Genomic DNA, 26,319 nt, shown 5'->3' with positions numbered 1-26,319 from the left:
GCAAAAATCCTCGGACATCTCGAAAAAGACGCAGGCCGTGACGTGAAATCAAGGGCGCGGTTTCAAGCCAGCCCAAACGTTTTTCTTAGGCTTGTATCAACCGGTCCGGCAGGCATGAAGCGGCGCAATTTGCTCAGAAGAGAGGCCTAGCCTGTCCGCCGAAGCCGAATTCGCCCGCACGCAGCGCAGCCAGGCCACGCTCGCACGCGGGCAGGCGGAGATATTCCCCGAGCTGCCCGTTACGGTTTCCGGCTTCAAACCCGAAATCGACGAAACGCCCTGGCTTGTGAAGAAGGCGACGCACACGCTCGGCGACGGCGGATTTGTGACCGCGCTTGAGCTCGAAGTGTGCGACGACCCGACGACCGACAGGCATCGGTCGCATTTCCGGCGGCCGGCCTGAACCTTATAAAAAGTCGACCTCACCGATTGAAATAACTTATATTTGGCTTATAATGAAGCCGATGAACAAGATCAACTGGAGCCCAAAGGCCGCGAAGCAGGCGCGCAAGCTCGACCGCCCCGTGCGACTGCAGATTCTTGATGCCGTAGAAGGTCTGGCCACGATGCCCGATGTTTCGAACGTGAAGGCGCTCATCAACCACGAATACGGCTACCGGTTGAGGGTAGGGAACTACCGGGTCTTGTTCGACTGGGATGGGGCAATCAAGATCGTCGACATTCAGGAAGTAAGGAAACGCGATGAACGCACCTACTAACATTCAAACGATCATGGGACCGGATGGCAAGCCGGCCTTTGTCGTCATCCCGTATGCGGACTATGTGGCGCAGCACGCGCGCGACAGCGACCTGATCCCGCATGACGTTGTTCGCCGGACGCTGGCCGACGACGTGCCGCCGGCGCGGGCATGGCGCGAACACCTTGGCCTGACCCAGGCTGAAGTCGCGGCACGCCTTGGCGTGAGCCAATCGGCTTACGCGCAGCAGGAGGCGAGTGCACGCCTGCGGAAATCGTCGCGTGAGAAGATTGCGGCCGCGCTTGGCATCACGGCCGCGCAACTAGATTTCTGACGACAGCCGCTCGCAAGACAGCGTTCGCAGGCCGTCATCGTTCGCGGTTGCCGGACGGTAAGTCCGCGGAGGACCGCGACTTGCTGCGTGAGCGCGTGCAGCTTTCGGCGACGTGTTTGGCGGTGCGGGTGGCGATTTCCTGTAGCCCTGGCTCGATGTGGCGCGGCCAGTAGAGCAGGTGATGAAACCAAAGGCAGGCGCGACGTCGCCCGCACAACCATTTGACTGAGAACCCCTCGACAGGGAAGGTATCAAGCGAGCGGTAGCCGATCGCACAGACGCCAATACTCAGCCACGCCAGGGCGAGGACAAGTGTAGGAACGGAAAGCAGGCAAGCCACCGCGAAGCCTCCGATGGGCAGCCATATGTTGCATGAGGACCGGGTTTTCATCTGTGTTCTCTCCCTGAGTTGCAGACGCCCAGCGACGACATCGGAGCAGGGTCGGCCGAAGGCTAAAGTCCTGTGCCAAGGGACCATGCCTGATTAAAGGATAGGGCACCGAACGGGAGCAGGGAACGGGATGAGAGAAAGGGCGACCATCGTGTGCTTTCAACGCGACAAGGTGCTGCTTGTCGCACGGGGGCGATCGCGTTGGTCCTTGCCGGGTGGTACGATCAAGCGTTCAGAATCGCCGCTTGAGGCCGCCTACCGGGAACTTGAGGAAGAGACCACAATTGCCGGTCATGCGCTGGCCTATCTGTTCCAGTTCGGCGGGATCAACAAGCGCCATCATGTATTTTTCGCCGAACTCCCGCGGGACACGAGACCAGAACCACAAAACGAGATCGTGCAATGTCGCTGGTTTAAACCTGCGAAAATCTTGACGCTCGCGGCAAGCGTGCCGACGCACGAAATCGTTCGACTTTTGAAATGAATCGAGCCCCGAGATGATGCGGAGTTACGAATACCACGGCTATACACTCGAAGTCACTACCGAAACGGAATTCAAGACGCGGGCGTCCCAACCCCGGCCGACCGATTCGGGATTCGTCGCGGTAGTGAGGATATTTCGTGCGGGAGCGACAGTCGCCGCGTTTTCGCCATTGCGATTCGGTGAGGTCGCCGGCCGTCCATTCGCCACCGAGGCCGATGCGCTGATGGGTGGGTACAGCGCGGCGCGGAAGATCGTCGACGACCTCTTTGGTTCCGATGCCAATTAGCCTGCTGACAGCTGGATTAGGCTTTGTGGTACGCGGGTGGTCCGAGGTCGCTCCAGAGGCGGCCGGATCGCCAGGCCTTTGGCAGCTCGACGGCCAGCACGCGCCAGCGTGCCAGCACGTCGGCAAACGAGCCTTCGTGTTTCGCGCGTCGGATTTTCTCGACGACTCGCCATCCCCGGACATATTGCTCGAAGCTGCGCTGGTGTAGTGGCCAAGTTGTAATCTATGGCCAGCCCGAGATTTGCAACCTCTGGTTCTGACGTCTTCGTGGCTTGCGCAAATCTATCCGGAATCCATGTTCCGCGATGAAAACCGCACCGGACGATCCTCAAAATGTCGGCAGCTGCTGCGAGCTGTACAACTTATCAGGTTCTTCGTCCGGTCGCTGTGCCGTTGGACCATCAAACTTCCAGCCGTCGCAAAACCATGTTGGGTGAAACGGTGAATCAGTTCGCGGGCTCCAGGCGCGCGGCATCATAAGCAGCGTGTTTAGTCAGCACCGCCCAGGCGATCCGCGCGAGTTTGTTGGCGACCGCACAGGCCACCACGTTCGCGTGCCTTCGCGTCAGCATGGACCGGATCCACGCACCGAGCCTGTCCGTGCGCTGCTCTGCGCGTTGGATGACCGCACGGGCACCTTGCACGAGCAAGTGGCGTAGATGTTTGTCGCCTCGCTTGCTGATTCCGCACAGGACACTCCGTCCGCCGGTACTGTGTTGCCGGGGCACCAGTCCGATTGACGCTGCAAAGTTGCGACCGCCATCGAACTGCGCAACGTTGCCGACCTCTGATGCCAGCAGGCTTGCCGTAATGGCGCCGATGCCGGGGATGGACAGCAGCCGCGCGGCGTTCTCGTCTTCGCGAAGCTGTGACGTCAGATCACGTTCGATATCGTCAACCTGCTGGTCCAGGTAACGATAGTGGGAATGGAGCCGGTCGATCAACTGGACTAGCCGTGGCGGCAGATCGTGCAGAGCGAGCGCGTCGGGCAAACGACGCAGCGTAGCTCTGGACAGAGGAACAACAATGCCGAACTCAAGCAGGATGCCGTGGATCCGGTTGATCGTAGCCGTGCGTTCGGTGACCAGCCCCTCGCGCGCCCGGTGCAATGCTACCAGAAGCTGTTGCGCTTCCGTTCGCGGTTCAACGAAGCGCATCGCCGGCCGTGACGCCGCCTCGCAGATCGCTTCGGCGTCAATGTAATCGTTCTTGTTGCTCTTCACGAAAGGCCGTACGTATTGCGGCGAAACCAGCCGGGCAACGTGCCCCAGTTCGTTGAGCTTGCGAGCGAGCCAGTGCGATCCGGCACACGCTTCCATCACCACGGTAACCGCCTTGAGATTACTGAAGAACGGAAGCAACTGCGTGCGAGAAAGCTTCTTGCGGAACACCTCATGTCCCTTTGCATCCTGTGCATGCAGATGAAAGACGTGCTTGCCCAGATCGATGCCGATCAGCGTGACCTCGTTCATGACGCTCTCCTCTACCGTGGACCGACGTGCCTATCGTAGAACGGTCGCGGGGATCGGGCTGGCCATTTCATTATGTCCGCTTTTAGCTAGGTTCAAATGTCCGCTTTTGAGTTGATCGTACGCTGACCGGCCGCTGGAGATCCAGCACACGGAGCGTCGATGGCTGCAACAGAACGGATAACAATGACGATGCGCGAGCTGGACAGACTCAAGGTGATTCAGGACGTGGTGGATGGCAGGCTCAAGCCGTGGCGTGCAGCGCAGCGTCTCGAGCTGACGACACGGCAGATTCGCCGGCTCGTAGCGCAGCTGCGTGAACATGGACCCGAGGGCCTCGTGTCACGCAAGCGCTCGAGGCCCGGCAACAACCGGCTGGATGCGAGGACTCCGGCTTCTCGATTCATTGCGTGGGTCATTACAGCGTGCGCGTCATAACGACCACTGCCGGTTGCATTTCGCTCCGGACTCGCACCTCACTTCAAGGTTGTCCGGAATGCCCTGTCGGAAACTGGGAACCTGCGTGAACCTGGAGCGTCGGAATTCGATGGTACTACACAACGGTCCGACTGTTTGGGGGCGACTCCCCGACTTCACATATCTTCAAATTAATCTGATTGTCGGTACTGCGTTACCGGTACTTACATATTTAAAGGATATTGGACACACGACGAGCAGCCCCGTGGTTAGAATTTTCCTACAGGCTAGGTGCCTCCCGACACTAACCTCTCGCTCAATGCAACAAAGGGCCCCTGGAGAGCATCCGTCGCGCGGCGCGTGTAGTCGCGCATTTGCCTGGCTTACCTTTCTGCCAGGAAGCTGAACTTATTCCAACAAAGGAGCGTCAGATGGAACGCAAGATCGCAGGGCTGCTTGGGACACTGGCCGGCCTTGCCACCCTGGGAAGTGCGGGCGCACACGCGGCGGCCGATGTCGCCGCACCGCAGGCACCCTTGTCCGCGGCGTCCTATTCCGACCTGCTTCAACCCATTCCGAACGCCGTTGAAACGCTCAAAGCCCACAATGCGGAACTGGCTCAGCAATCGCACAGAACGTCACCCGAGTTGGAACAGGTGCAATGGGACCGTGGGGGCGAACATCACCATCACCATCATCACCATCACCATCACCATCACCACCACGGTTATTACGCGCCGGCACCCGAGTACTATCCGCCGCCGCCCGTGTACTACACCCCTCCGCCGCCGCCGCCCTACTACCATCATCACCACAACAACGCGGTGATCGTGCCTCCCGGTATCGGGGTGCAAATCTACGGCGATTAATCCTCCGTTGCCCGGTCCCGAGCCTTGGCGGCACCAAGAATCCTGCGGTAGGTACCATCAAAAACTGTATTTGTCGACGAAGTCCACTGCGTGTCCCGGCCCAACGTATCCCGGCTGGCGTGAATTCGCCTTGATTGCATTTCCCGCTCGGCCGCCTCCTCTGCGTTCATGGCCTCCAGCGTGACTTCTGGCTCGGCAGGCACAACACAGAGTTGCATGAATGGTTCGCCCGGACGGAACACGTGTACCCCACCCGGTGGCGGTGCCTTGAACACGACAAAATTGATCATCGGCCACCACGAAGTACGTAGCAGTGCCGGCACCGCAAGCGGTACGTCGCCGGCCTCGCTGAGGTAGAAACGCGGATGCGGTTCCGTACGCACTGCATAGCCCTCCGGCACCTTGACGTCCAGGAGTAATTGATAGGTATAGTAACCTTCGCCGAAAGGGCGAAATGGTGGCCAGTTCATTCCAGTTTCGGGGTTAGGATCACCGCCCCCCTCGAAGGCAAATTGACCATCACGGCGGCTGACGCGAACCTCACGGTCGTGAGGATAGAAGAGTTCAATCCCGTACTGCGCGCCCTCCACGAATGGTAAGCAATGCCAACCCTGCTCATGCGCGCCATTGCGCCGCGGCTCTTTTGTTCCGCCCCAGCCGGGGACTTCAATTCGTGTGCGTCGCGGCGACAGACGAGGTTGAAGTAGCCTGATTTTCACGTTAACCATGATGGTACTCTGGCAATAAGGAAATGGATTGACGCACAGCCACCGGAGCACGGCGCCGACCGCACGTCCTCCAATTTATATCATCTGGTTCGTGCGTCGCGTGATTGCGGGTTGATCGGACGTATTTTGGAGAACATGGACCGATCGCCTTCTAAAGCGTGAAGCGGGCCGCACCCGCTGTCGTTGCTGCGTCGTGCGCCGCCACTCTGTGGCTGTCGCACCGTCATACCCGAGGTTCGACTGATTGACATTAAATGAACGTCATCATTCGTCGAGAAACGGGACTGTCCCAACTCTTTAATCAGGAAGGAGAAACGCAGAGTGTGCGAACTCTTCCGTTGCGGCGGGGCATCAAAGCTACGGGCGGGTATGCGCACGGGAGCAAGGCTATAGATATGACTACTGCCACAACGAACCATGGTTCACGCACTATTAGGGCAATGCACCCTGCTACTAGCCCGCCCATGGTGCGCTCGGAGGTGTCGACACCGGAGTTATGAGATAAACAACCACTACCGGAGCTTAACAGGTCCCGAAAAATCCTTCTGCATAGCTATCAATATACCGAATCCATCCCCGCTGGTCGGTGCTTGAAACGTCGATGCACCCAGTAATACTGCTCTGGAAACCTAATGATCTGCTCCTCGAGAAACGCATTCATGCGTCGCGCGTCGACCTCGTCATTCCCCGACGGGAAATCTGCAAGTGCTTCGAAAATTGTCAGCTTGTACCCCTGATACTTCGGAAGCACCTCCGTCACGAACGGTACAACCCGCGCGCCGCCCAGTCTCGCCAGCCGCGAAACAGCCGTGAGTGTGCACGCGGGAACATCGAAAAAGGGCACAAAGACCGAACCGTCGACACCGTGGTCCATGTCCGCTGCAAGCATGACGGGCTTACCGGAACGCAGCAAGCCAACAATCTTTCGTGCACTGGTCGCGCGTTCAATCATTTCGGCGCCGAACCGACCACGTTGCCGCCTGGCCACATCGCATAAGACCGTGTTCGACATACGTGTGTACAGTGAGGCCACAGGGTAGCGGGTTGAGTAGAGCATGCAGCCCACCTCAATGCCTACAAAGTGAAAGCCCATGAAGATGGTGGGTGGTGCAACTTCGTCATCAAGATCGATCCTGCTCTCGATTTGCACGATGTCCCGCATCGACTGGGCATTGCCAAACCACTGAATGCCTCGCTCAAGATAGCTGCGAACAACATGGCGAAAATGAGCTCTCGCGAGTGCCCGACGCTCACCGCCGCTCTTCTCCGGGAAGCAGAGTTGCAGGTTCACATGGACGATGTGCTTGCGGCGGCTCGGCAGCGCATACAACGCCGTCCCGACGCCCACTCCGAGCCGCGCGACGAAGCCATAGGGAAGCACGGAAAGTGTGCGCAGCAACGTCACGATAAGCGCACGATTGAAATGTTTCAAAGCCCGTCCCCTATGGATGCCAAAGTTCCGAACGCTAGGTCATATACGACGCGGACGAGCCTCCTGTCCGTCGCTGTTGCATTCCCGTGCTTTCGCTCGAGTTCGACATGCCACAACCGAATCGAATATTTATCGAGTGCAAGACGACTGAACGGACGCAACTGGTCCGGACAATTTCGTCGAAGGCACTGCCACGAAAACCCACCTAGTCCCGGCCGACCCTCGTGTGCCGCCCGACCGGCTCGCTTGACCAACCAGAAAGGTTGACATGGAGCAGGACAAGCCTGCGCAACCTGCAGTCCTTTGAAACAGATACAGTGGGTACGGCACCGCTGTAAAAAGCCGCGTCCCGGTTTGCTAAAGCACGATCAAAGGCACGTCTGGCAACGATCTTTACCCACACGACCGAGGCCACGATCAGGGAAATAGCATAAAGCCTGAACGCCTCGGGTGGTTGAAATTCTGCCGACTCATTCGAAATCGTCGCCGAGACGAGGAAGATGATCAATTGGATGCAAATCGCCGCAAGCGAAGCCACGAAAAGATGGGTGCGGAAAATGCGAATCAACCTGGTACTCTTGTCGTAGCGCACGGATACTTTTCCTGATGCTTGTTCGACGACCAGGCGGCGCCGCCCAAATCCCGACAGCAACTCCCCGTTCGAAAAGTGCATTGGCAAAATGACTTTCGCCAACGCATGCCATTCGACAATAACACCGGGAGCTTAAGGGAGGCTGAGCCACGCCCTACAATCACGCTATTGTTTTCTTACAGCCCCATCGTTCATGTTGGCGCTCACATAGACAATTTCCGCGGACCACCCATCTTATATTCAGAAATCTCCTCGCCGGGCTTTTGCGGGCGGCCCCGTCCGCGCGCCCACCAAACTCTGACCAGACCGTTATGAAGACTGGCGCATCGAATCGGGACTGTCTCGGCATTGGTGTCAGTCCACGATATTGAGGCTTGCTATTGACTCGTCGATCCGCAAGGTGGCATGCGTCATGACAAAACGTACTGTCGCCCTGTTTGGTTCAATGGCGCCGATGCTCCACTGGCGCACGGCAGTCCTGGCTTGCTCAACTTGCCACCAGCTTTGCGTTGACACCGCCCGGCGTGGACGGAATGCAATCCCCGCGCAGACCGCCGGCTTCGTCAGAATTGCTTATCGCCTAGACACGCTACCAGATGACGAGCCGAGATCGCCTTCGCATTTGGGAGTCTGCTGCGGCGCAGTTGCTATGATTCAACTGGCTTTGTCGCACTCAGGAATGCAGTGCGTATCGCGAAGGATTGCCGGCCTGACGTGAGGAGCGGACGTAATGCCTGCTCTATTTGCTCCCCTTCTACCTTCGTGAACGTGCTGCGAAGCAATTCTTCAAGGGGCGGCGCCCACGGAAATGGCGGATTCTTCAGCAGGACTTCCCACGACGTGGTCGGCGAAGGACCGACGTCGATATGAAATTCCATGTGGATGTCGGTAAACCCGGCATCCATGGCATATCGAACCAGATCGCGTTCGTTGTAGTTGGTGACCGGATTTGCCGCAATTTCTTCCTCAGTGCCGGGAAGATGCGTGAGTTTCCAACGGTAAAGCAGACGGGAAATGTGGTCGTCCGTGCCGGCGGGAAGCGCGTCGACAACCTTCTTCAAGGCGAGGACGTCGAGCGCGTCGTCACGGCAGATGGGCTCGGCGATGGAAATTCGGCCGCCGGGTTTCACGACCCGGTAAAACTCCCGCAGCACAGCGAGTTTGTCGGGTAGATAGGCCAGTACCGCTCGAGTGGCAACAGCATCGACGCTTGCGTCCGCGATTCCCTCCAGCACCTCGGCGGAACATCGGGTAAAGGTGCACTGCCCCCGGATCCCGCATTGGGTCGCAGTGGCTTCGGCGTGTTGAAGCAACGCATCGGAAATGTCAATCAGAATCGTATGCAGGGAAGGGCCGACGCGGTCTATCGCTCGAAACGCAACGAGGCCATCGCCAGCACCAACGTCGACAAGCGTCATTCCGGCCTCAAGCCTTGCACCGTCGAGGACGCGATCGGCATATCGGCTGATATCTGCGCGGAAAATGCGCTCGTGTGCCGGATCGCCGGCAAACCGGTCGCGCAAAAGCCAATTGGCCCAGAGGTCAGGTTGTTCGTCTACTCGCGTGGGGTTCATCGATTGCGGGTCCGCTGGAATGCCTGAAAATTCGCTGGATAGGCCGATCCGATTCAGTACCGAAACGAAGCGAAGGTCGTTTGCAGATCTGGACTATATCGGCCAGACCTTATGGCAGCCTTAACAGGCTGCTGAAGCACCTGCGGTAACGTCATCGCAGCAGGCCCCTGAAGCGTTGGTGGAAGGCCCTCGGTTGCCCCTGGAGACCATGCGCAAGCGGTACCACTTCGTTCCGAAGTTGCATCCGTTGCGTTCGATCCGCGTGATGGCAAATGAAGCCCTGGCGAAGGTGGAGCGGTTATTTGCCGGGATGTACGAGGCCGACATCGAGGGTGGGCGACCGAGCATCGCACCGGAGAAGTTCCTGCGAATCATGCTGATCCAGATCCTTTACAGCGTCCGCTCGGAGCGTCAGCTCTCGGAGCAAGTGCAATACAAGTTGCTGTTTCGCTGGTTTATCGGCTTGAGCATGGATGACGAGGTCTGTGTGCCGACCGTCTTCACGAAGACCAGCCCCGGCGCTTACCTGAAAGTGTGGGAGCAGTCGCGGCCGCGGATCAACGCCGATTTCATCGGATTTGCGCGGAAAGCCTTGGCCTTCAGGCCGGGGATGGATAGCGCGGCGCGCAAAGCGTGCCCTTCTCCCGCTTGCTAAAGGCTACCTTGTTATAGGGGCCTCACACAAAACCATGTTACTTTGTGAGACATGGACATTAAGCGCGCGTACCGATTCCGGTTCTATCCGACGCCTGGGCAAGAAGTGATTCTTGCCCGGACGTTCGGTTGCGCTCGCTTTGCGTACAACCACATGCTCAGGCTTCGCACGGACGCCTGGTATCAGCGTCAGGAGTGCGTGGGTTATCACGAGACTTCCGCCGCGCTCACGGCGCTGAAAAAGACGCCCGAGCGCGCGTGGCTTAATGAAGTCAGTTCGCCGCTAGCGCCGTGCGTCCTTCCACCCAGGCTACACTACGGCCCTTTGGGCACAAACAATCGAAGGATATGTCGAGTTACAAGGAACTGCTTGCCGAGCGAGAGCATCTCGAGGAACAGCTTCAGGCCGCGTTTAAGATTGAGCGCGAAAATGTTCTCGAGGAAATCATGCGCAAGATGTCGGCCCACCGGATTACGCTCGACGAGATACGCGGCCGTCCCGCGGCGTCGCCCGGGCTTGCGGCGAAATATCGGGACCCCGCGACCGGGAATGAGTGGTCTGGTCGGGGCAGGCCGCCGCGGTGGATCACGGAGTCGCCGGATCGTTCGCGCTTCCTCGTGAAAACATCGGGCACTGCGCTCAGTAAAATCAAAGTGTGAAGGTTGTCCACGCACGCGGGTATCGGCCATGGAGAACTTCCTGAGAAGTCACTCGACGTTGACTGCGCTGGCGCTGCTGCTGACCGGGTGTGCCGCTGGCACTGCGTCACAAAGCGGGCCGCATCTGAGCCCAACGGAGTGCCACGATCTGGCAGCGCTCAGGAGCAACGCGCCGCCGACGATGGCGGAACACCAGAGCGAGCTCTCCGCCCTGAGGAAAGCAGGCTACGACCCGTCACCATGGAGTGACGACCCTTACTACCCAGAGGATATCCAGGCGGCAGAACGGCAGGTCGACTACTGGTTTAAAACGGAGTGCCCACAGGCTCAACGGGGCTCAGAAGCCACGGAGCCACCTGAAACACCAGCTTATTGAAAGATTTGGCCAAAGGTAGAGCGGTCAGTCCCTTGCCGCTGACTGCTGCGCAGGGCGGCCGGCAGTTGTCTTTCCGGTTAATGCGCATCGCATGATATCTACGCCAGAGGAGATCGCTGCGCTTCGTCGTCGGGCGGTGACCGGCCAGTTCCAGACATTGGCCCGTACTCTCAGGCCGACATTCGAACGTCCGCACCGCCACTGTCTTCGGACGCCATGGCGTCAGATACTGGCTTGGTTTACGCGCTTCATCAGTTCCTCGGCGCTCTCCTTGCGTTCGCTGTACCGGTCTACGAGGTACGGACCGATGTCGCGCGTCAGCAGCGTGAATTTGACCAGTTCCTCAATCACGTCAACGACGCGGTCGAAATAGGCTGAAGGTTTCATGCGGCCGGCTTCGTCGAACTCCATGAAGGCCTTGGCCACCGACGACTGGTTGGGGATGGTCAGCATGCGCATCCAGCGTCCGAGCACGCGCATCTGGTTGACGGCGTTGAACGACTGCGAGCCGCCGCTGACCTGCATCACGGCGAGCGTCTTGCCCTGGGTCGGCCGCACCGCCCCGACCGAAAGCGGAATCCAGTCGATCTGCGCCTTCATGATGCCGGTCATCGCGCCGTGCCGCTCCGGCGAGCACCAGACCATGCCTTCCGACCACAGCACCAGCTCGCGTAGCTCGGCAACCTTGGGATGGCTGTCCGGCGCGTCGTCCGGCAGCGGCAGGCCGCTCGGATTGAATGTGCGCACTTCGGCGCCCATCGCCGTGAGCAGGCGTGCGGCTTCTTCACTCAACAGGCGGCTGAACGAGCGGTCGCGCAGCGAACCATAGAGCAGCAGGATACGCGGCGGATGCGGCGACGCCTTTGCAGGCTGCAGGCGATTGATATCGGGCACGCGAAACAGCGCCGGGTCCACCTGCGGGAGGTCAGTCGTGAAATCGGACACGTTTGCCCTCTGTGATCATTTCTGTATTCCTCAGGCGCACTCGTACCAGTCCTTTGAGCGGTTGACGATGCGCACCACGAGCAGCATGACCGGCACCTCGATCAGCACGCCCACGACCGTCGCGAGCGCGGCCCCTGAGTTGAATCCGAACAGGCCGATTGCCGTGGCGACAGCCAGTTCGAAGAAGTTCGACGCGCCAATCAGCGCTGAGGGGCAGGCAATGTTGTGCTTTTCGCCAACCACGCGATTGAGCCCGTAGGCGAGCGCCGAATTGAAAAACACCTGGATCAGGATCGGCACGGCGAGCAGCACGATGACGAGCGGCTGCTTCAGGATGGCCTCGCCCTGGAACGCGAAGAGCAGCACCAGCGTCGCCAGCAACGCGGTGATGGACCATGGGCCGATCTTTGCCATCGCGGCATCGAACGCCGCCTGTCCCCTGGCAAGGAGCACCCGGCGCAGGATCTGCGCAAGGATGACCGGAATCACGATGTAGAGTACGACGGACGTGAGCAGCGTCGCCCACGGCACCGCGATCGCGGAAATGCCGAGCAGCAGGCCGACCAGCGGCGCAAAGGCGACCACCATGATGCTGTCGTTCAGCGCGACCTGGGAAAGCGTGAACAGCGGATCGCCACCGGTCAGCCGGCTCCAGACAAAGACCATCGCCGTACAGGGCGCGGCGGCAAGCAGGATCAGGCCCGCGACGTAACTGTCGAGTTGCTCTGCAGGCAGCATCGGCGCGAACAGGTGCTTGATGAAGAGCCATGCGAGCAATGCCATCGAGAACGGTTTGATCAGCCAGTTCACGACGAGCGTAACGCCGATGCCCTTAACGTGCTGACGCACCTCATGCAGCGAACCGAAGTCGACCTTGACGAGCATCGGGATGATCATCACCCAGATCAGCAGGCCGACCGACAGATTGACGTGCGCATATTCCATCCGGCCGATAGCCTGGAAGACCCCAGGCAGGACTTGCCCAAGCAGAATGCCGGAGACGATACACAGCGCGACCCAGACGGTCAGGTATCGCTCAAAGAAGCTGATGGCCGGTTTCGCGGCCGACTTCCCCGAAGCGGCAACATTGGGGGTGTTCATGGGGTGACTTGATGGAGAGGATTCAGCTCTGAAGGATGTCGTTTAGCGCCTGCTGCAGCTCGGTGTTGTCCAGACTTTCGAGTGGGAGCGTGAGCAGTTGCAGCATGCGGTAGCCGATCGCTTCGCGCGTGAGTTCGAATGCGTGCCGCTTGCCTTCATCGCCGCCCGGCGCGTTCGACGGATCGGCGTAGCCCCAGTGGACCTTGACAGGGCTGCCCGGCCAGAACGGACACTGTTCGGCCGCAGCGCTGTCGCAGACTGTGATGACGATGCGCATCTCGGGTGCACCGTCCTGCGCGAATTCATCCCAGCTTTTGCTGCGATAGCCTTCCGTATCAATACCGGCGCTCGTCAGCGCTTCGAGCGCGAACGGATTAATGCGTCCGCTCGGGGCGCTGCCCGCGCTGTACGCGCGGACGTCCTTGCCGAGCTTCTTCGCCCAGTGGTTCAGCATGCCCTCTGAGAGCACACTGCGCGCGGAATTGTGCGTGCAGAGAATGAGTACGTTCGTGGTCATGGTCTTGTCAGCGGGCAGCGTGATCAGCAACACGCCGAACCGGCAGGTTTCACAGGAATGCCAACGGGTTTCCCGCCTGGAGCACAGCAGGACGTTGCCGCTGCCGACGGCGATGCCTGCCTGCTCTCGCCATATACCGGAGCGCCGTCGAGCGTATGAAAGTGTTCCCAGGCAATACCCTGCGGATCGAGAACCCAGTGCTTGTCGCTGCGCGCATAGCAGCAGGTGGTTTCGCCCTGATCGAGCAGGGCCATGTCCGCGGCCTCAGCCCGCTTTGCGAGTTCGGCAAGCTCAGCCGCATCGTCAACCTGGAAGCCGAGGTGGTCCACACCGGCCTTCGTGCCGCGCGTTGAAATCGCAAAGTTCACGCGTGGATCGTCCAGCATCCATTTCGCGTAATCCGGCTCCACGCGCGCCGGTTCTGCGGCGAACAGCTTCGAATAGAACGCGATACTGGCTGCGAGGTCGCCAACGTGGACGTGGATGTGAAACCGCTTCATGGTGGCTCTCCTTCAGCATTTGCATGAGTCCGCGCCTGGCTCAAGGCAAGGTTGCCCCTGGCAGCAGTTTTCGGTCAGAAAGCCAAGCACCGCGCTCATCTGGTCATAGGCGGCCCGATAAATCAGGTTGCGCCCATCGCGCTCCTGCGTGACGAGCCCCGCGTGCATCAGCTCCTTCAGGTGAAAGGAGAGCGTCGCGTTCGGAACATCGAGCTGTTCCGCCATGGCGCCCGGCGTCAAGCCGGTTGGACCAGCGACGACCAGCATGCGAAATACACGCAGGCGTAGCTCGTGGGCGAGCGCCGCAAGGGCGCGGATAACGTCTTTATCTTCCATATTTCCAGTATAGTTGAAATGTTGTAGGGAAGCAAGCCGCTGCGGTAGCTCACCGGGGCAATGACGGCTACGGTCCGGTCTCGGCGTCGCACTTGCCGCGTTCTAAACTCATTCAGCTCAACGCAAACCTATACCCCCGTACCCTATCCAGGTTAATATAGCCCCCTACCGTATTCAGGGGTCAGCCGTGAGCCATACGATTCGCGAAAAACAGAAGCTGCTCAACCGTGTTCGTCGCATCAAGGGACAGGTTGAAGCCATCGAGCGCGCACTTGAAGAGGAACGCGGCTGCATGGATGTGCTTCAACTCATCACCAGTAGCCGTGGCGCGATGAACGGACTGCTTGCCGTGGTTCTTGAAGACCACATTCGAACGCATCTCGTCGACGCAGAGCCGGATGACGAGCACGGCAGCGGAACCGAGCAGTTGATCGAGGTAGTCCACAGCTACTTCAAGTAAGAGGAAACCATGAGCAACTTTGAAGACTCCGCTTTCGGTGCGGGGCACGATCACATCTTTCTGGGTGCTGCCCATGAAGACAACGAGCGCAGGACCTGGATGGTGATTGCGCTGTGCAGCGCGATGATGGTGGCGGAGATTGTCGGCGGCAGTCTATTTGGCTCGCTGGCGCTCGTCGCGGATGGCCTGCACATGTCGACCCATGCCGGGGCGATGCTGATCGCCGCTTTGGCGTACACCTACGCCCGCAGGCACGCGAGCGACAACCGCTTCGTGTTCGGTACCGGCAAGCTGGGCGACCTCGCCGGCTTTACCAGCGCCATCGTGCTCACCATGATCGCGCTGCTGATCGGGTACGAAGCCGTCTCGCGCTTTCTCTCGCCCGTGCCCATCCACTTCAGTCAGGCGATTCCCATCGCGATACTGGGTCTGCTGGTCAATCTTGCGAGCGTCTGGCTGCTGAGTGGCGACCACCATGGCCACAGTCATGGTCATGGGCATAGCCACGGTCACGATCATGGTCATGAAGACGAACACGGTCACGGGGACGAGGTGCATCGCATCGTCGGCAGCGCGGGCGTATTCGCCTTGTCTGTCTTTGAAGACGGCGTACCGCCTGTTTTTCGCATTACGCCTGAAACCGCTTCCTTGAAACCGAACGCCAATGCTGTTTCAGTTACGACGATCCGCCTCGACGGCACGCACCAGACCTTCGCGTTTGCTGATCGCGGTGGCTATCTGGAGTCGAAGGATGACATTCCCGAGCCACACGCATTCAGGGCGGTTGTCCGCCTGCCCGATGGTGAACATCAGATCGAGTTCGAGGAGCACGAGCACCATCACGACGATGCACAGGCGGCCGCTAACCGTGACCACAACATCCGCTCTGCCTACATTCACGTCATTGCCGACGCGGCAGTATCCGTGCTGGCGATCATCGGCCTGCTGTTGGCGCGTGCGTTTGGCTGGGTCTGGATGGACCCGGTTGCGGGCATAATCGGCGCACTGGTGATTGCGAACTGGTCGTGGGGCCTGATGCGCGATACGGGTCGCATTCTGCTCGACATGAATCTGGACAAGCGTATGGCCGAGAACGTCCGTCATGTCATCGAAGACAACGGCGACACCGTACTGGATCTCCATGTCTGGCGCGTCGGTCCGGGGCACATGAGCGCGATCGTTTCGGTGGCTACCCGTGAAGTACAGCGCAATCCGGGCTTCTACCGCTCAGCACTAAAGCGTTTTAAAGGACTGTCGCATGTGACGGTCGAAGTGAATCCCACGCCCGCCGTCGCCTGACCGATGGCACTCAAATCGCCTTGCATCGATGTATGCGCGTTCGATGGCAAAACCGGACTTTGCATCGGCTGCTTTCGGACGCGTGACGAAATCCGCAGCTGGAAGAAGCTGACGGACTATCGGCGACACCAGATCCTGAATGAGAAGTCCCGGCGACGAGCGAAGATGACGCAGGGGCGAACGGACGGCTCCGGTTGAAACCTCAAGTCGCGGGCGTGAGTGCCGACAGCGCTTGGGCATCCGCTTCGCGGCTTACCCCGGTCTGTTCGAGGGTGTCTGGTCAATGGCAGAAGCGGGTCCGATTGCGTGTCGTGGACGGGTCGGACACAAGCCGCAGTTCAGATACACCGATGACCGCGGGTTCATATGTCGGCAGTGACCAGAAAACAGCCCGTCGTTTCGCGCCGTTGATGTTGTGTCGTCAGCCCGCAGGCGTGCCGGTAAGATCCTGAGGTGTGTGGTCAGCGGCGATGTTATAAGACGCGGTTATCGTGCTGTCCACCGGTGGTGATGGATACATGGAGAACCGTTTGAACGCGGCCCGACTGACGAATGATCAGTCGCAGCAAGCCGCAATCACTGAATTTCAGGACCGTATGGAAACTGGCATGACCTCATCAAGCCGGGCCCAAAGCGGCACCGCGGCTGAAGTTTTTGCGGTCTTTCTCAGGCTGGGAGTGACTTGTTTCGGTGGCCCGATAGCGCACATTGGATACTTCCGCCGAGAGTTCGTCGAGCGTCGTCGATGGATCGATGACGAGACGTTCACGGACCTGGTCGGCCTATGCCAGTTTCTTCCTGGACCAGCCAGTAGCCAGGTTGGATTTTCCGTTGGTCTGCTCAGGGCAGGTTGGCTCGGCGGGCTTGCCGCCTGGTGTGGGTTCACGCTGCCCTCGGTCTTCCTGCTGCTCGCTTTCGCGGCAATTGCACCGAGCCTGGGTGGGCCGGTCGGCGAGGGGCTGATTCATGGTCTGAAACTCGTCGCTGTCGCTGTTGTGGCGCAAGCGGTGTGGGACATGGCCCGGCGCCTGTGTCCGGATCACCGCCGCGCCGCCATCGCGCTTGCTGCACTAGCCGTTCTCAGTGTCCTGACGACCGTGTACGCACAACTCATCGTGATCACCCTTGGCGCAGCAATCGGCTTCGTATTTTGCCAGGCGTCGGTATCGGCAGGCACGGTCGGCATTCGGCAACACGCTCATGAATTCCGTGTCTCCCGCACAGCGGGAGCTATAGCGCTGGTACTGTTCTGTGTATTGCTCTTTGGGCTTCCTGTACTGGCACACCTGGGCGCTGGCCATGCCATCAGCGTTTTCGAAGGCTTCTATCGCTCCGGCGCGCTCGTCTTCGGCGGCGGTCATGTCGTACTGCCGCTCCTGCAGCAGCAAACAGTGGCAACGGGCTGGGTATCGTCGAATGACTTTCTCGCTGGTTATGGCGCCGCCCAGGCAGTTCCAGGCCCCCTTTTCACATTCGCCGCCTTTCTAGGCTGGATTATGGCGGCGAAGCCGAATCACTGGGCCGGGGCGCTGCTTGCCACCGCAGGTATTTTTCTGCCAGGGCTGCTGCTCGTTGTTGCTGCGCTTCCGTACTGGCAAGCACTACGAGCCCGCCCGTCAATGGCGGCCGTCCTTTCGGGTGTAAACGCAACGGTCGTCGGGCTGCTGGCAACAGCCTTTTACTCGCCGGTTTGGACCAGTGCAATCCATTCCGGGATCGACTTTGCCATCGCAACGATTGGCTTTTTCATGTTGACGCGCTGGAAGATTCCGCCGCTTGCAGCCGTCATGATCTGTGCGCTGGCTGGCATTGCCGAGGCCGTACTGAAGTGATCTGCCCGAACCTCTGCGCTCGCAGATCAGGCGCAAGCCCCGCCGCCCCCACAGACGACCCTTGTAAGCCGATACCTGCCGTTGGAACTGCACCGACTCGACGGGCAGCGACGGGTCGATAGTCGCGAGGACAAGCCGGTCGCGCGCAGGATCAAGGGGGCGTCCAAGAACCGCGTCGGACAGGTGTTCGGCTGCCGCCTTCTGCTGGCGGACAAACTGATCCAAGGCCTTTGCCAGGGGCGATGTTTCGCCAGTGGTCAGTCCGACGGTACGCTTCACCTGTACGAGGACGACGCCATCGTCGCTCGTCCGGCAGTTTATGTCGTCGACGTCTTCTCCGCTCTGGGAGCGCAAGACAAGCAGACGGGTGTTCGGAGGTAGGTCAAATAGTGGGTGTGCGAGACGGCCGAGCAGAATACGAACGCAATACCAGGCGGCAACCAGGGTTTCATAGCCTCCGCCTGCCGCCTCTGCTCTACCCCCGGCGGATCCGCTCCTCGATGCCATACCTTGGTCCTTAATTTTGTCCCGAATCGTAGCTTCGCCGCAGTTTTATATACGGGTATCCGGATTCTGCTGTGGGTGACCGTAAGGTTAGGCTTCGCTGAAACGTCTCTCGACACCAGTACACGACCGTGTTCGGCATATCTTCCTCGCATTAGGCAAACTCGAACACATATATCGTATATACATTGTCGTTACGATGCACTATAATGCTTTCATTCGTGGAGGATCTTGTGATGACCAATACTCAAAAGTCTGCACCCAAAAATGAAGTCCGGGAGCCGCTTAACATCCGTATCCCTTTGGAAACGCGGCAGATCATCGATCGCGCTGCGGAGTCGAAAGGGCAAACCCGAACCGAGTTCATACTGAACGCGTCGCGGTCTGCGGCGGAAGAGGCGCTTCTTGACTCGGTGCTTTTCCAGGTCTCTCCCGAGGCGTTTCAGGCGTTTCTGGAGCGCCTTGATGCGCCCCCATCTCCTAATGAACGTTTGATTCGTCTCATGAATCGAGCGCCAGCTTGGGAGCGCGATGCGTGAGATTAAAAGCACCGGAACCTCTCACCGCTCAACACGAAGTCTCGGCATTCGATTCGCTAGAGCCGTCTCTTAACGATTGGTTGCGACGCAGGGCGCTGAAGAACCAGCAGAGCGGTGCGACGCGTACATACGTCGTTTGTGATGCATCTCGTGTCATTGGCTATTACGCGCTGGCTTCGGGCTCCGTGAGCAGCGTTGATGCCACGGGGCGAATCCGGCGCAATATGCCCGATCCCGTGCCGGTCGTGATCCTCGCCAGGATTGCGGTTGACCGGGATTGGCAAGGTCAGGGAATCGCTTCGGACATGATGCGTGATGCTGCCTTGCGTGTGTTGCAGGCGGCCGACATCATTGGCGTTCGCGGTATGCTCGCCCATGCTTTGACTGAGCGCGCTCGGCAGTTTTACATGAAACTGGCATTCGAGGTTTCTCCTCTTGATCCGATGACACTCATGATCGGCTTAACGGATTTGCGCGCTACGCTTCTGTAAGCACTTCGCCACGCTTCGGCAATCGATCAACCCGCAATACCCGCCCGCCGTATCTCCCTTGTGGAGGACGACGGGTTTTAATAAGATGGTCAGCCTGACCGAAACAGCCCGATCGGCTTACGCTGATTGGGCTGTTTCCTTTTTGGGGGATCATCATGGCCACCGTCTCGTTGATCGGAATCGATCTTGGCAAGCATTGCTTCCATTTGCACGCGCAGGATGCATCAGGCCGTATGGTGTTCCGCAAGAAGCTCACGCGTGGCCAGATGCTGACGCTGCTGGGCAATGTTCCTCACTGCACGGTGGTCATGGAAGCGTGCGCAGGGGCGCACGGGTCGCCAGGCGAATCGAGGCGCTGGGGCATCAGGCCAAGCTGATTTCGCCGCAGTTCGTCAAACCTTTCCTGCCCGGCAACAAGAACGATTTCGCCGATGCCCAGGCGATCTGCGAAGCCGCATCGCGCCCGAGCATGCGTTTCGTGAGTCCGCGCAACGAGACCCAACAAACCCTCTCGGCCTTGCACCGCGTGCGCGAGGCCCTGGTGCGTGAGCGCACCGGCACGGTCAATCAGATCCACGCGTTTCTGCTCGAGTTCGGTGTGAGTCTGTCCAGGGGGCCTGCCGTCATCGGCCGGTTGCCGGCCGTACTGGCAGAACACGATCTTCCCCCGCGGCTCATCGCGCTGCTCGAACGGCTGCAGGTTCACTTCAAGTACCTGGATGAGCAAATCGCCGAGATAGAACGCGAGCTGACGCTGCAACTGCGGGAGGACGAGCGCAGCCAGCGGCTGCTGGAGATTCCCGGCATCGGCCCCATCACAGCCAGCGTGTTGACCACCGAATTGGGCGATGCCCGGCAGTTCGCTTCGGCGCGCCAGTTCGCGGCGTCTGTCGGGCTGGTCCCGCGCCAGTACAGTACCGGCGGCAAGCCAACGCTGCTGGGCATCAGCAAGCGAGGAGACAAGAATCTGCGGCGGCTGTTGGTGCAATGCGCGCGGGCCATCATGCAACACATCGAACGACGCCACGACCAGTTGGGGGCGTGGGTGCGCAGCCTTCTGGGTCGACGGCACTCCAACGTGGTCGCCTGCGCTTTGGCCAACAAATTGGCGAGGATCGCCTGGGCCATCCTCGCCAGAGGGACACACTACCAAGGCGAACAGGCTGTTGCCGCAGCCTGACGCGCTGCGCCGCTTACGTTCCCGTTTTTACCCAGTCACTTCCTGGTTTTGCGACGCGAGATACGTGACGACATAAACGACTCAACGGCCGGGCAAGCAACCTGACCAATAAAACAGCGCTAGACGCTGAGGTTTTTTTGAGGTTTGCCCGGCGCGACTCTCATCATGGGGCGGGAACCTGTTCCCACGTCGACCCCGGATAGATTTGCGCACGTCCAATTTATGCCAACACTGTCCCGCTTGCAAAAGTCAGGCTGACCATAGATTTCTTTGGTGTGCGAGGTTGGGGCGTGACAGTACGCTCTACCTCGCGCGGAACACGATTGCGCCCCGGTTTGGGACGAAACCTTACGCAATCAGTTCCACCCACAGAAAAATCCGGAAACCCTTATATACTAAAGTGGGCATGTAGGATAGTCATGCTTGCCCAAGCAAGTGTGTAGAGCCTATGGTCGTCAAGCGATAACGCTCTCCCAACAGCGTGCTGCCCGTGCATGGTGTGCATCTCAATTCGACGTCCCAGCCTCAGACCCGGTAACAAACAGCTCCTTGGTTGCGTTGTCCGCCGTTTGGGGAAATCTGCCGCGCGGACGGCCATGGAACATTGCGGCACACAACCGCTCCAGGCCGAACCCGGGCCGAGAGCGAACCCTGCAAACGACCCACATCCGACCATACGGGCGCCCTGATAAAGGTCGTGCCCATTGGGCCCACCCGCCCAGACCGATCAGAAAAGGTCCGCTATCCTCACATCGAGCGCGTGCGCCAGCTTTTCGATATTGTCGATTGAGATGTTTCGTGCGCCACGCTCGACGTGAGCGAGGAAGGATCTGTCTAAGGCGCAGCGAGCAGCAAGTTCTTCTTGTGACCAACCACGCTCGGCGCGAAGGCGGCGCAAGCTGGACGCGAGTTGCTGTCTGGCGGAGATCGATGGTGAACTGGGCGCGGAAACCGACATCCGCGCAATGTTGGGTTTTGGGTGCTTTTCCGTCAGTAGCTTTTAAGTCACAATCGTCGACCTCTTCAGTATTACGACTTGGTTGAACGATATGTTTCTTACGCATGAGGATTGGCGGATACAAGACGCCTGCGCCGATCGACTGGCAAGACCCTTCCATCCCTGGAACTGCACGACCGCGACAAGTGCTGAGCCGATATTTCTGATAGCGTTGTCATTGAACCTCTCTTCCGAGGAATTTCGATTTGCTTTTGTGGCGGGAGTAGAGAAGTTCTTGGAACTTGCCACTGCGCCGGGCAGTCGCGTGGAATCCGTAAGCCACCTGTCCCTGTTTGGACATGGCGGAACGCCGCGTCTGGAACCGTTGGTTGAACTTCGTCGAATAACGCCTCGTTGGTTACCGGCCCAGCACCGGTACATGCGCGTAGATGGGCGATGGGACGCGCTTGAGCCTTGGCCGGTGGACGAAATCCTTCCGTTTGACAAGCAAACTGTCGTCTTTAGCTTGCTAAACGAGGCTCGCTACTGAGCCAGTGCCGTGGAAGTAATCCACAGGTTTGGTAGACGTCCTCCCCCGGCACCCCCTCCGATCGAAGAGAAATATTTCGAAGGACAGACAAACTGCACCACACCTAAGCCTAAGCTCGTCGAGAAAAAGCACGCCCAGATGCGCGAGCGTGATTTCGCCGGGCTGCGGCGGGTTGCGTCCGCCTACCAGCGCCGCCGCGCTCGACGAATGATGCGGAGCGCGAAACGGCCGCTGTCGCCACCGCTGCGGCGAGAAGCCGACCGGGCTCGCGGAGAGCAGCGCGGCCGAGGCCAGGGCCTCCGCGTCTGTCATGGGCGGCAGCAAACCGGGCAAGCGCGCCGCGAGCATCGATTTGCCCGCGCCTGGCGGTCCGACCATCAGCAGATGATGTCCGCCCGCGGCCGCGACTTCGAGCGCCCGTCGCGCGCCCCGCTGGCCGATCACGTCCGCCATGTCGGGCGGCGGCGCGGCATGGCCGGCCGGATCCAGGAGGCTCGCGCGCACCGGCGCCAGCCGCGCGCCTTCCTCACCCGCGAGATGCGCGCACAGCGAGCGCAGGTCGGCGGCGCCGAACACGTCGACGCCGGGCACGAGCGCGGCCTCCGTGGCGTTTTGCGCGGGCAGATAGAGTTCGGGCGACTTGCCCGCGGGACGGTCGGCGTCGTCCTGCCGCGCGCGCGCCGTGCCGCATGCCATGGCGAAGGCACCGCGCATGGGGCGCACGGCGCCGGTGAGCGAGAGCTCGCCCGCGAACTCGCGGTGGCCGAGCGAGCCGGCGGGAAGCTGTCCGCTCGCGGCCAGGATGCCTAGCGCGATCGGCAGGTCGAATCGTCCGGATTCCTTAGGAAGGTCGGCCGGTGCGAGGTTGACGGTGATGCGGCGCACCGGGAAATCGAAGCCGCAGTTCTGGAGCGCGGCGCGCACGCGTTCGCGGCTTTCGCGGACTTCGAGATCGGGCAGGCCGACGATGGAAAACGATGGCAGCCCGTTGGCGAGATGAACCTCGACGGTGACTTCCGGCGCGCGGCCGGCAGCCGGCGCGCGACTGCGCACCACGGCAAGCGACATGGGATTCTCCGAAAGACGGCGCCGCGAACAGGTAGATCCCGCATGCGCCAGGCGGATGAGGCTTGTGCCTCTTTACGGCTCCATTGCGGCCGCGCTACGGCTCGCTTGCAGTGAGTGCGCGCACCCGATGTTCAGGAGGACTGGCCAGTGACGGGCAGCTTCTGCTCCAGTTCGGCCACGCGGCGTTCCAGCTCTTCAAGGCGCTGGCGCGTGCGCACGAGCACCTGGGTCTGCGCGTCGAATTCCTCCCGCGTCACGAGTTCCAGCTTCGAAAAGCCTTGCGAAAGCATTGCGCGCACATTGCGTTCGACATCGCGCGCGGGCGAGTTCTTGAGCAGCTCGCTCACGCGGCTCTGCAGATCGTTGAATACGTCGTTCGGTTGCTTCATTCGATTCCCCTCTTTGCACAAAACCTGTGCAGATTTCATTTCACCTGTGCTTTGCGTCCGGTCATGAGCGAACTTGGTGCGCCGGCCCGTTGCCGCCGATGCCCGTGAGCGTGTCTGGTGCGTACCGCCGCAGATGGCCCCGCGCGGCGATTCGCGCGCCCTTGCACGAACGCCCCGGTGTTGCGCTGCGGCCCGTTGAATGGCCTTCGCAGCCGCACAGCCTGAAGACACTCTAGCAACGTTCCCGGCCCCTCGCCACCGCGCGCACGCCGCATTGGCCATCCGGCCAGGGCCCGCGCACCGGGCCTGTCGGCCACGCGGACCGGCATTGTCCCCGTCTTGCGCGATTCCTGCCACGAAGTTGTCGGAGGCGGCTTCATTCGGATTGGCACGGGTGTTGCTAATACTGCCCCGCGCACCGAACAGCGGTTGGCTTGCGGTGCGCCGGCTGCGCGTGACCCGCCCGCCCGGCGCCCGTTGCATATGCGAACAAAGGATTGGAGCAACCACAGCGAGGACTACATGAAACTCATTACAGCAATCATCAAGCCGTTCAAGCTCGATGAGGCGCGCGAGGCGTTGTCGGCCATAGGCGTCTCGGGGATCACCGTGACCGAGGTGAAGGGGTTTGGTCGCCAGAAGGGCCATACGGAGCTGTATCGCGGCGCGGAGTACGTCGTCGACTTTCTGCCGAAGGTGAAGATCGAGGCCGCCGTTTCGGACGACATCGTCGAGCAGGCCATCGAGGCGATCGAGCGCGCCGCCCGCACCGGCAAGATCGGCGACGGCAAGATCTTCGTGACGCCGATCGAACAAGTGATCCGCATCCGCACCGGCGAGACCGGCGCAGACGCGCTGTGATGGCACTTTGATGCATGGACCGGAGTCAGGGCGCCTAAAGCGCCGGCTCTGGCCGACAAAGAGACAAGAGGAAACCGAGATGCGCAAACTTTTGATGTCCTTGCTGATGGCCGGCTCGCTGCTGGCCGGCGGCGTCGGCGCCGCCCTGGCGGACGACGCTTCCGCGCCGGCCGCCGCATCGGCGCCCGCCGCCGCTGCGTCCGCGCCGGACGCTTCCGCCGCCACGGCGGCCCCGGCGGCTTCGGCACCCGCCGCCGACGCATCGGCCGCCACCGCGGCCAGCGCCCCCGCCGACGCATCGGCCGCCGCCGCTGCGCCGGCCGCTCCCACGGCGCCGTTCTCCGTCGACGCGTCGAAGATCAACTCCGGCGACACCGCCTGGATGCTGACCTCCACGGCGCTCGTGCTGTTCATGACGATCCCGGGTCTCGCGCTCTTCTACGGCGGCATGGTCCGCAAGAAGAACGTGCTCGCGACGCTCATGCAGAGCTTCGCGATCACCTGCGTCGTCACGGTGATCTGGACGGTGGTGGGCTACTCCCTCGCCTTCACGCCGGGCGGCGCGTTCATCGGCGGCTTCTCGCGCGTCTTCCTCGCCGGCATGAACTACATCCACGGCGACAAGGGCGTGACGCTCACCGTGAGCCACCTCGCGCCGACCATTCCGGAGACCGTGTACTTCGTCTATCAGATGACGTTCGCGATCATCACGCCGGCGCTGATCACGGGTGCGTTCGCCGACCGCATGAAGTTCTCGGCCATGCTCGTGTTCATGTCGCTGTGGTCGATCATCGTCTACTCGCCGATCGCGCACATGGTCTGGGAACCGACCGGCTGGCTCGCGGCCGCCGGCATCCTCGACTTCGCAGGCGGCACGGTGGTGCACATCAACGCAGGCATCGCCGGTCTCGTGTGCTGCCTCGTGCTCGGCAAGCGTGTCGGCTACGGCCGCGAAGTGATGGCGCCGCACAACCTCGTCCTCACGCTGATGGGCGCGGCCATGCTGTGGGTGGGCTGGTTCGGCTTCAACGCGGGTTCGGCAGTCGCAGCCGACGGCCGTGCCGGTTTCGCGATGCTGACGACGCAAGTCGCCACCGCCTGCGCGGCGCTCGGCTGGATGTTCGCGGAGTGGATCGCCAAGGGCAAGCCTTCGGTGCTCGGCATCGCCTCGGGCGCCGTCGCGGGTCTCGTGGCGGTCACGCCGGCTTCGGGTTTCGTCGGCGTGATGGGGGCGATCGTGATCGGCGTGGTGGCGGGCGTGGTCTGCTTCTGGTCGGCCACGTGGCTCAAGCACAAGTTCGGCTACGACGATTCGCTCGACGCGTTCGGCGTGCATGGTATCGGCGGCATCATCGGCGCGATCCTGACCGGCGTGTTCGCGGTCAAGGACATCAGCGGGCAGGATGCCAGCGTGCTCCTGCAATGCAAGGGCGTCCTGACGACGCTGATCTACAGCGGCGTGGTGAGCTTCATTCTGCTGAAGGTCATCGACATGGTGATGGGCCTGCGCGTCACGGAAGAAGAAGAGCGCGAAGGCCTCGACGTGATTCTCCACGGCGAGCGCGTGGAATAACGATCTGGACGCTTCCGGCATGGCCGGAGCGTCTCCTGCGGGGTATAGCAGTCTGCCAACAGCGCAACGAGTTCGGCCCGCCTTTCCGGCGGGCCTTTTTCTTTTTGGCGCGCAGCGAAGGCGGTAGGCGGGCGCGCCCATTGCGCACGCGGGCTCGCGCGGTCCAGAATGGAATGCCGAAGGCAAGGGCGCGGACCGGCCGGGGCATGCCGATTAACCCTCTGGTGCGTAAGGGATAAGCCGTCTTGCATCGGGCAGAATCGTCCCCAGATA

At 60.6% G+C, this 26,319-nt stretch carries 29 protein-coding genes and 7 pseudogenes; 21 read left to right on the top strand and 15 right to left on the bottom strand.

The window, feature by feature from the left end; genetic code table 11:
* Positions 1 to 62: 62 nt before the first annotated feature.
* A pseudogene (locus BAC01S_RS35615) lies at positions 63 to 146 on the bottom strand (oxidoreductase); the annotation flags it as partial.
* Between the two features lie 11 nt (positions 147 to 157).
* Here BAC01S_RS35615 and BAC01S_RS35610 point away from each other — a divergent pair.
* From BAC01S_RS35610 to BAC01S_RS17815, 3 genes and pseudogenes are all read left to right on the top strand, one after another.
* Positions 158 to 403 (top strand): annotated as a pseudogene (locus tag BAC01S_RS35610) (phage late control D family protein); the annotation flags it as partial.
* Between the two features lie 61 nt (positions 404 to 464).
* Complete coding sequence (locus tag BAC01S_RS17820; RefSeq protein ID WP_027796004.1) at positions 465 to 719, top strand: type II toxin-antitoxin system RelE family toxin; 255 nt, start codon at positions 465 to 467, stop codon at positions 717 to 719.
* Positions 703 to 1,032 carry a helix-turn-helix domain-containing protein gene (locus BAC01S_RS17815; protein ID WP_027796003.1) on the top strand — a complete coding sequence of 110 codons (330 nt, stop codon included), beginning with the start codon at positions 703 to 705 and terminating at the stop codon, positions 1,030 to 1,032. The genes BAC01S_RS17820 and BAC01S_RS17815 overlap by 17 nt, the downstream gene beginning before the upstream one ends.
* Before the next feature lie 34 nt (positions 1,033 to 1,066).
* Here the strand turns inward: BAC01S_RS17815 and BAC01S_RS34665 are convergent, their stop codons facing one another.
* Positions 1,067 to 1,423 carry a hypothetical protein gene (locus BAC01S_RS34665; protein WP_156954440.1) on the bottom strand — a complete coding sequence of 119 codons (357 nt, stop codon included), beginning with the start codon at positions 1,421 to 1,423 and terminating at the stop codon, positions 1,067 to 1,069.
* Positions 1,424 to 1,553: 130 nt separating this feature from the next.
* Between BAC01S_RS34665 and BAC01S_RS17810 the strand changes: the two genes are divergently transcribed.
* Positions 1,554 to 1,907: an NUDIX hydrolase gene (locus BAC01S_RS17810; protein ID WP_027796002.1), complete on the top strand. Its 354-nt coding sequence runs from the start codon at positions 1,554 to 1,556 to the stop codon at positions 1,905 to 1,907.
* 13 nt (positions 1,908 to 1,920) lie between these two features.
* On the top strand, positions 1,921 to 2,193 hold the full coding sequence (locus BAC01S_RS17805; RefSeq protein WP_027796001.1) for a hypothetical protein: 273 nt from the start codon (positions 1,921 to 1,923) through the stop codon (positions 2,191 to 2,193).
* A 446-nt stretch (positions 2,194 to 2,639) separates the two neighbouring features.
* On the opposite strand, the gene BAC01S_RS17800 is transcribed toward BAC01S_RS17805, so the two are convergent.
* Positions 2,640 to 3,665 (bottom strand): IS110 family RNA-guided transposase, encoded by a 1,026-nt coding sequence (locus BAC01S_RS17800; RefSeq protein ID WP_027796000.1) that lies wholly within the window; start codon positions 3,663 to 3,665, stop codon positions 2,640 to 2,642.
* Between the two features lie 159 nt (positions 3,666 to 3,824).
* Here BAC01S_RS17800 and BAC01S_RS17795 point away from each other — a divergent pair.
* Together BAC01S_RS17795 and BAC01S_RS31655 are read left to right on the top strand one after the other, a co-directional pair.
* Positions 3,825 to 4,046, top strand: a pseudogene (locus tag BAC01S_RS17795) (helix-turn-helix domain-containing protein); the annotation flags it as partial.
* A 464-nt stretch (positions 4,047 to 4,510) separates the two neighbouring features.
* Entirely contained in the window at positions 4,511 to 4,948 is a 438-nt protein-coding gene (locus BAC01S_RS31655; RefSeq protein ID WP_043202614.1) for a hypothetical protein, read from the top strand.
* Here BAC01S_RS31655 and BAC01S_RS17785 read toward each other — a convergent pair.
* The 4 genes from BAC01S_RS17785 to BAC01S_RS31650 form a co-directional block, all read right to left on the bottom strand.
* Positions 4,945 to 5,676 (bottom strand): hypothetical protein, encoded by a 732-nt coding sequence (locus BAC01S_RS17785; protein ID WP_027795998.1) that lies wholly within the window; start codon positions 5,674 to 5,676, stop codon positions 4,945 to 4,947. The genes BAC01S_RS31655 and BAC01S_RS17785 overlap by 4 nt on opposite strands.
* Positions 5,677 to 6,232: 556 nt before the next feature.
* Positions 6,233 to 7,108: a lipid A biosynthesis lauroyl acyltransferase gene (locus tag BAC01S_RS17780; protein ID WP_027795997.1), complete on the bottom strand. Its 876-nt coding sequence runs from the start codon at positions 7,106 to 7,108 to the stop codon at positions 6,233 to 6,235.
* A gap of 205 nt (positions 7,109 to 7,313) precedes the next feature.
* Positions 7,314 to 7,802 carry a hypothetical protein gene (locus BAC01S_RS17775; protein WP_156954439.1) on the bottom strand — a complete coding sequence of 163 codons (489 nt, stop codon included), beginning with the start codon at positions 7,800 to 7,802 and terminating at the stop codon, positions 7,314 to 7,316.
* A gap of 545 nt (positions 7,803 to 8,347) precedes the next feature.
* Positions 8,348 to 9,274 carry a class I SAM-dependent methyltransferase gene (locus BAC01S_RS31650; RefSeq protein ID WP_052408769.1) on the bottom strand — a complete coding sequence of 309 codons (927 nt, stop codon included), beginning with the start codon at positions 9,272 to 9,274 and terminating at the stop codon, positions 8,348 to 8,350.
* 208 nt (positions 9,275 to 9,482) lie between these two features.
* Here BAC01S_RS31650 and BAC01S_RS33910 point away from each other — a divergent pair.
* From BAC01S_RS33910 to BAC01S_RS33900, 4 genes and pseudogenes are all read left to right on the top strand, one after another.
* A pseudogene (locus BAC01S_RS33910) lies at positions 9,483 to 9,782 on the top strand (transposase); the annotation flags it as partial.
* Between the two features lie 198 nt (positions 9,783 to 9,980).
* Positions 9,981 to 10,109, top strand: a pseudogene (locus BAC01S_RS35815) (helix-turn-helix domain-containing protein); the annotation flags it as partial.
* Between the two features lie 167 nt (positions 10,110 to 10,276).
* A complete protein-coding gene (locus tag BAC01S_RS31645; RefSeq protein ID WP_043202610.1) occupies positions 10,277 to 10,588 on the top strand; it encodes an H-NS histone family protein in 312 nt (103 codons plus the stop codon).
* 28 nt (positions 10,589 to 10,616) lie between these two features.
* Entirely contained in the window at positions 10,617 to 10,964 is a 348-nt protein-coding gene (locus BAC01S_RS33900; protein ID WP_084168631.1) for a DUF4148 domain-containing protein, read from the top strand.
* Between the two features lie 222 nt (positions 10,965 to 11,186).
* Here BAC01S_RS33900 and arsH read toward each other — a convergent pair whose 3' ends face one another.
* From arsH to BAC01S_RS17735, 5 genes are read right to left on the bottom strand one after another with little or no spacing between them, the layout of a single operon-like run.
* Positions 11,187 to 11,909: an arsenical resistance protein ArsH gene (arsH, locus tag BAC01S_RS17755; protein ID WP_027795994.1), complete on the bottom strand. Its 723-nt coding sequence runs from the start codon at positions 11,907 to 11,909 to the stop codon at positions 11,187 to 11,189.
* 30 nt (positions 11,910 to 11,939) lie between these two features.
* Positions 11,940 to 13,010 (bottom strand): ACR3 family arsenite efflux transporter, encoded by a 1,071-nt coding sequence (gene arsB / locus BAC01S_RS17750; protein WP_027795993.1) that lies wholly within the window; start codon positions 13,008 to 13,010, stop codon positions 11,940 to 11,942.
* A gap of 22 nt (positions 13,011 to 13,032) precedes the next feature.
* Positions 13,033 to 13,527 (bottom strand): arsenate reductase ArsC, encoded by a 495-nt coding sequence (locus BAC01S_RS17745; protein ID WP_027795992.1) that lies wholly within the window; start codon positions 13,525 to 13,527, stop codon positions 13,033 to 13,035.
* A 23-nt stretch (positions 13,528 to 13,550) separates the two neighbouring features.
* Positions 13,551 to 14,027 (bottom strand): ArsI/CadI family heavy metal resistance metalloenzyme, encoded by a 477-nt coding sequence (locus BAC01S_RS17740; protein ID WP_027795991.1) that lies wholly within the window; start codon positions 14,025 to 14,027, stop codon positions 13,551 to 13,553.
* Between the two features lie 12 nt (positions 14,028 to 14,039).
* Entirely contained in the window at positions 14,040 to 14,363 is a 324-nt protein-coding gene (locus BAC01S_RS17735; RefSeq protein ID WP_027795990.1) for an ArsR/SmtB family transcription factor, read from the bottom strand.
* Between the two features lie 187 nt (positions 14,364 to 14,550).
* Here BAC01S_RS17735 and BAC01S_RS33895 point away from each other — a divergent pair, with 187 nt between their 5' ends.
* The 8 genes and pseudogenes from BAC01S_RS33895 (at position 14,551) to BAC01S_RS31640 (ending at position 20,668) form a co-directional block, all read left to right on the top strand.
* A complete protein-coding gene (locus BAC01S_RS33895; RefSeq protein ID WP_028206235.1) occupies positions 14,551 to 14,823 on the top strand; it encodes a metal/formaldehyde-sensitive transcriptional repressor in 273 nt (90 codons plus the stop codon).
* Positions 14,824 to 14,832: 9 nt separating this feature from the next.
* On the top strand, positions 14,833 to 16,122 hold the full coding sequence (gene dmeF / locus BAC01S_RS17725) for a CDF family Co(II)/Ni(II) efflux transporter DmeF (RefSeq protein WP_027795988.1): 1,290 nt from the start codon (positions 14,833 to 14,835) through the stop codon (positions 16,120 to 16,122).
* A gap of 3 nt (positions 16,123 to 16,125) precedes the next feature.
* Positions 16,126 to 16,320: a DUF1289 domain-containing protein gene (locus BAC01S_RS33890; RefSeq protein WP_084168630.1), complete on the top strand. Its 195-nt coding sequence runs from the start codon at positions 16,126 to 16,128 to the stop codon at positions 16,318 to 16,320.
* Between the two features lie 398 nt (positions 16,321 to 16,718).
* On the top strand, positions 16,719 to 17,954 hold the full coding sequence (gene chrA / locus BAC01S_RS17720) for a chromate efflux transporter (protein WP_027795987.1): 1,236 nt from the start codon (positions 16,719 to 16,721) through the stop codon (positions 17,952 to 17,954).
* Between the two features lie 81 nt (positions 17,955 to 18,035).
* Positions 18,036 to 18,335: a hypothetical protein gene (locus tag BAC01S_RS17715; RefSeq protein ID WP_027795986.1), complete on the top strand. Its 300-nt coding sequence runs from the start codon at positions 18,036 to 18,038 to the stop codon at positions 18,333 to 18,335.
* Positions 18,336 to 18,694: 359 nt separating this feature from the next.
* The gene (locus tag BAC01S_RS17710; RefSeq protein ID WP_027795985.1) at positions 18,695 to 18,997 is read left to right on the top strand and encodes a type II toxin-antitoxin system TacA family antitoxin; all 303 of its coding nucleotides are present in this window, start codon (positions 18,695 to 18,697) and stop codon (positions 18,995 to 18,997) included.
* Positions 18,994 to 19,488, top strand: coding sequence for a GNAT family N-acetyltransferase (locus tag BAC01S_RS17705; protein ID WP_043202608.1), 495 nt, complete (start codon positions 18,994 to 18,996; stop codon positions 19,486 to 19,488). The genes BAC01S_RS17710 and BAC01S_RS17705 overlap by 4 nt, the downstream gene beginning before the upstream one ends.
* Positions 19,489 to 19,643: 155 nt before the next feature.
* Positions 19,644 to 20,668, top strand: a pseudogene (locus BAC01S_RS31640) (IS110 family RNA-guided transposase).
* Positions 20,669 to 21,395: 727 nt separating this feature from the next.
* Here BAC01S_RS31640 and BAC01S_RS33885 read toward each other — a convergent pair.
* From BAC01S_RS33885 to BAC01S_RS17690, 3 genes and pseudogenes are all read right to left on the bottom strand, one after another.
* Complete coding sequence (locus BAC01S_RS33885; protein ID WP_084168629.1) at positions 21,396 to 21,626, bottom strand: helix-turn-helix domain-containing protein; 231 nt, start codon at positions 21,624 to 21,626, stop codon at positions 21,396 to 21,398.
* 640 nt (positions 21,627 to 22,266) lie between these two features.
* Positions 22,267 to 23,223 (bottom strand): annotated as a pseudogene (locus BAC01S_RS31635) (YifB family Mg chelatase-like AAA ATPase); the annotation flags it as partial.
* Between the two features lie 131 nt (positions 23,224 to 23,354).
* Positions 23,355 to 23,612, bottom strand: a complete 258-nt coding sequence (locus tag BAC01S_RS17690) for an accessory factor UbiK family protein (protein ID WP_027795983.1) — start codon at positions 23,610 to 23,612, stop codon at positions 23,355 to 23,357.
* Between the two features lie 522 nt (positions 23,613 to 24,134).
* Between BAC01S_RS17690 and BAC01S_RS17685 the strand changes: the two genes are divergently transcribed.
* Both BAC01S_RS17685 and BAC01S_RS17680 read left to right on the top strand, forming a co-directional pair.
* Positions 24,135 to 24,473, top strand: a complete 339-nt coding sequence (locus tag BAC01S_RS17685) for a P-II family nitrogen regulator (protein WP_027795982.1) — start codon at positions 24,135 to 24,137, stop codon at positions 24,471 to 24,473.
* Between the two features lie 79 nt (positions 24,474 to 24,552).
* Complete coding sequence (locus BAC01S_RS17680; RefSeq protein ID WP_027795981.1) at positions 24,553 to 26,046, top strand: ammonium transporter; 1,494 nt, start codon at positions 24,553 to 24,555, stop codon at positions 26,044 to 26,046.
* Positions 26,047 to 26,319: the final 273 nt, after the last annotated feature.

The organism is Paraburkholderia acidipaludis NBRC 101816 (assembly GCF_000684975.1).
GTDB lineage: Bacteria > Pseudomonadota > Gammaproteobacteria > Burkholderiales > Burkholderiaceae > Paraburkholderia > Paraburkholderia acidipaludis.
This window is presented reverse-complemented; position numbering and strand designations above follow the sequence as displayed.

What these genes read in the sequence shown, in the direction of transcription:
- arsB (WP_027795993.1), bottom strand. Translation starts at nt 13,010, where the DNA reads ATGAACACCCCCAATGTTGCCGCTTCGGGGAAGTCGGCCGCGAAACCG.
- BAC01S_RS17820 (WP_027796004.1), top strand. Translation starts at nt 465, where the DNA reads ATGAACAAGATCAACTGGAGCCCAAAGGCCGCGAAGCAGGCGCGCAAG.
- BAC01S_RS17690 (WP_027795983.1), bottom strand. Translation starts at nt 23,612, where the DNA reads ATGAAGCAACCGAACGACGTATTCAACGATCTGCAGAGCCGCGTGAGC.
- BAC01S_RS17685 (WP_027795982.1), top strand. Translation starts at nt 24,135, where the DNA reads ATGAAACTCATTACAGCAATCATCAAGCCGTTCAAGCTCGATGAGGCG.
- BAC01S_RS17785 (WP_027795998.1), bottom strand. Translation starts at nt 5,676, where the DNA reads ATGGTTAACGTGAAAATCAGGCTACTTCAACCTCGTCTGTCGCCGCGA.
- dmeF (WP_027795988.1), top strand. Translation starts at nt 14,833, where the DNA reads ATGAGCAACTTTGAAGACTCCGCTTTCGGTGCGGGGCACGATCACATC.
- BAC01S_RS17680 (WP_027795981.1), top strand. Translation starts at nt 24,553, where the DNA reads ATGCGCAAACTTTTGATGTCCTTGCTGATGGCCGGCTCGCTGCTGGCC.
- BAC01S_RS31645 (WP_043202610.1), top strand. Translation starts at nt 10,277, where the DNA reads ATGTCGAGTTACAAGGAACTGCTTGCCGAGCGAGAGCATCTCGAGGAA.
- BAC01S_RS17810 (WP_027796002.1), top strand. Translation starts at nt 1,554, where the DNA reads ATGAGAGAAAGGGCGACCATCGTGTGCTTTCAACGCGACAAGGTGCTG.
- BAC01S_RS17800 (WP_027796000.1), bottom strand. Translation starts at nt 3,665, where the DNA reads ATGAACGAGGTCACGCTGATCGGCATCGATCTGGGCAAGCACGTCTTT.
- BAC01S_RS33900 (WP_084168631.1), top strand. Translation starts at nt 10,617, where the DNA reads ATGGAGAACTTCCTGAGAAGTCACTCGACGTTGACTGCGCTGGCGCTG.
- BAC01S_RS31655 (WP_043202614.1), top strand. Translation starts at nt 4,511, where the DNA reads ATGGAACGCAAGATCGCAGGGCTGCTTGGGACACTGGCCGGCCTTGCC.
- BAC01S_RS17805 (WP_027796001.1), top strand. Translation starts at nt 1,921, where the DNA reads ATGATGCGGAGTTACGAATACCACGGCTATACACTCGAAGTCACTACC.
- chrA (WP_027795987.1), top strand. Translation starts at nt 16,719, where the DNA reads ATGGAAACTGGCATGACCTCATCAAGCCGGGCCCAAAGCGGCACCGCG.
- BAC01S_RS17740 (WP_027795991.1), bottom strand. Translation starts at nt 14,027, where the DNA reads ATGAAGCGGTTTCACATCCACGTCCACGTTGGCGACCTCGCAGCCAGT.
- BAC01S_RS34665 (WP_156954440.1), bottom strand. Translation starts at nt 1,423, where the DNA reads ATGAAAACCCGGTCCTCATGCAACATATGGCTGCCCATCGGAGGCTTC.
- BAC01S_RS31650 (WP_052408769.1), bottom strand. Translation starts at nt 9,274, where the DNA reads ATGAACCCCACGCGAGTAGACGAACAACCTGACCTCTGGGCCAATTGG.
- BAC01S_RS17815 (WP_027796003.1), top strand. Translation starts at nt 703, where the DNA reads ATGAACGCACCTACTAACATTCAAACGATCATGGGACCGGATGGCAAG.
- BAC01S_RS17735 (WP_027795990.1), bottom strand. Translation starts at nt 14,363, where the DNA reads ATGGAAGATAAAGACGTTATCCGCGCCCTTGCGGCGCTCGCCCACGAG.
- BAC01S_RS17745 (WP_027795992.1), bottom strand. Translation starts at nt 13,527, where the DNA reads ATGACCACGAACGTACTCATTCTCTGCACGCACAATTCCGCGCGCAGT.
- BAC01S_RS17710 (WP_027795985.1), top strand. Translation starts at nt 18,695, where the DNA reads ATGACCAATACTCAAAAGTCTGCACCCAAAAATGAAGTCCGGGAGCCG.
- BAC01S_RS33890 (WP_084168630.1), top strand. Translation starts at nt 16,126, where the DNA reads ATGGCACTCAAATCGCCTTGCATCGATGTATGCGCGTTCGATGGCAAA.
- BAC01S_RS33885 (WP_084168629.1), bottom strand. Translation starts at nt 21,626, where the DNA reads ATGTCGGTTTCCGCGCCCAGTTCACCATCGATCTCCGCCAGACAGCAA.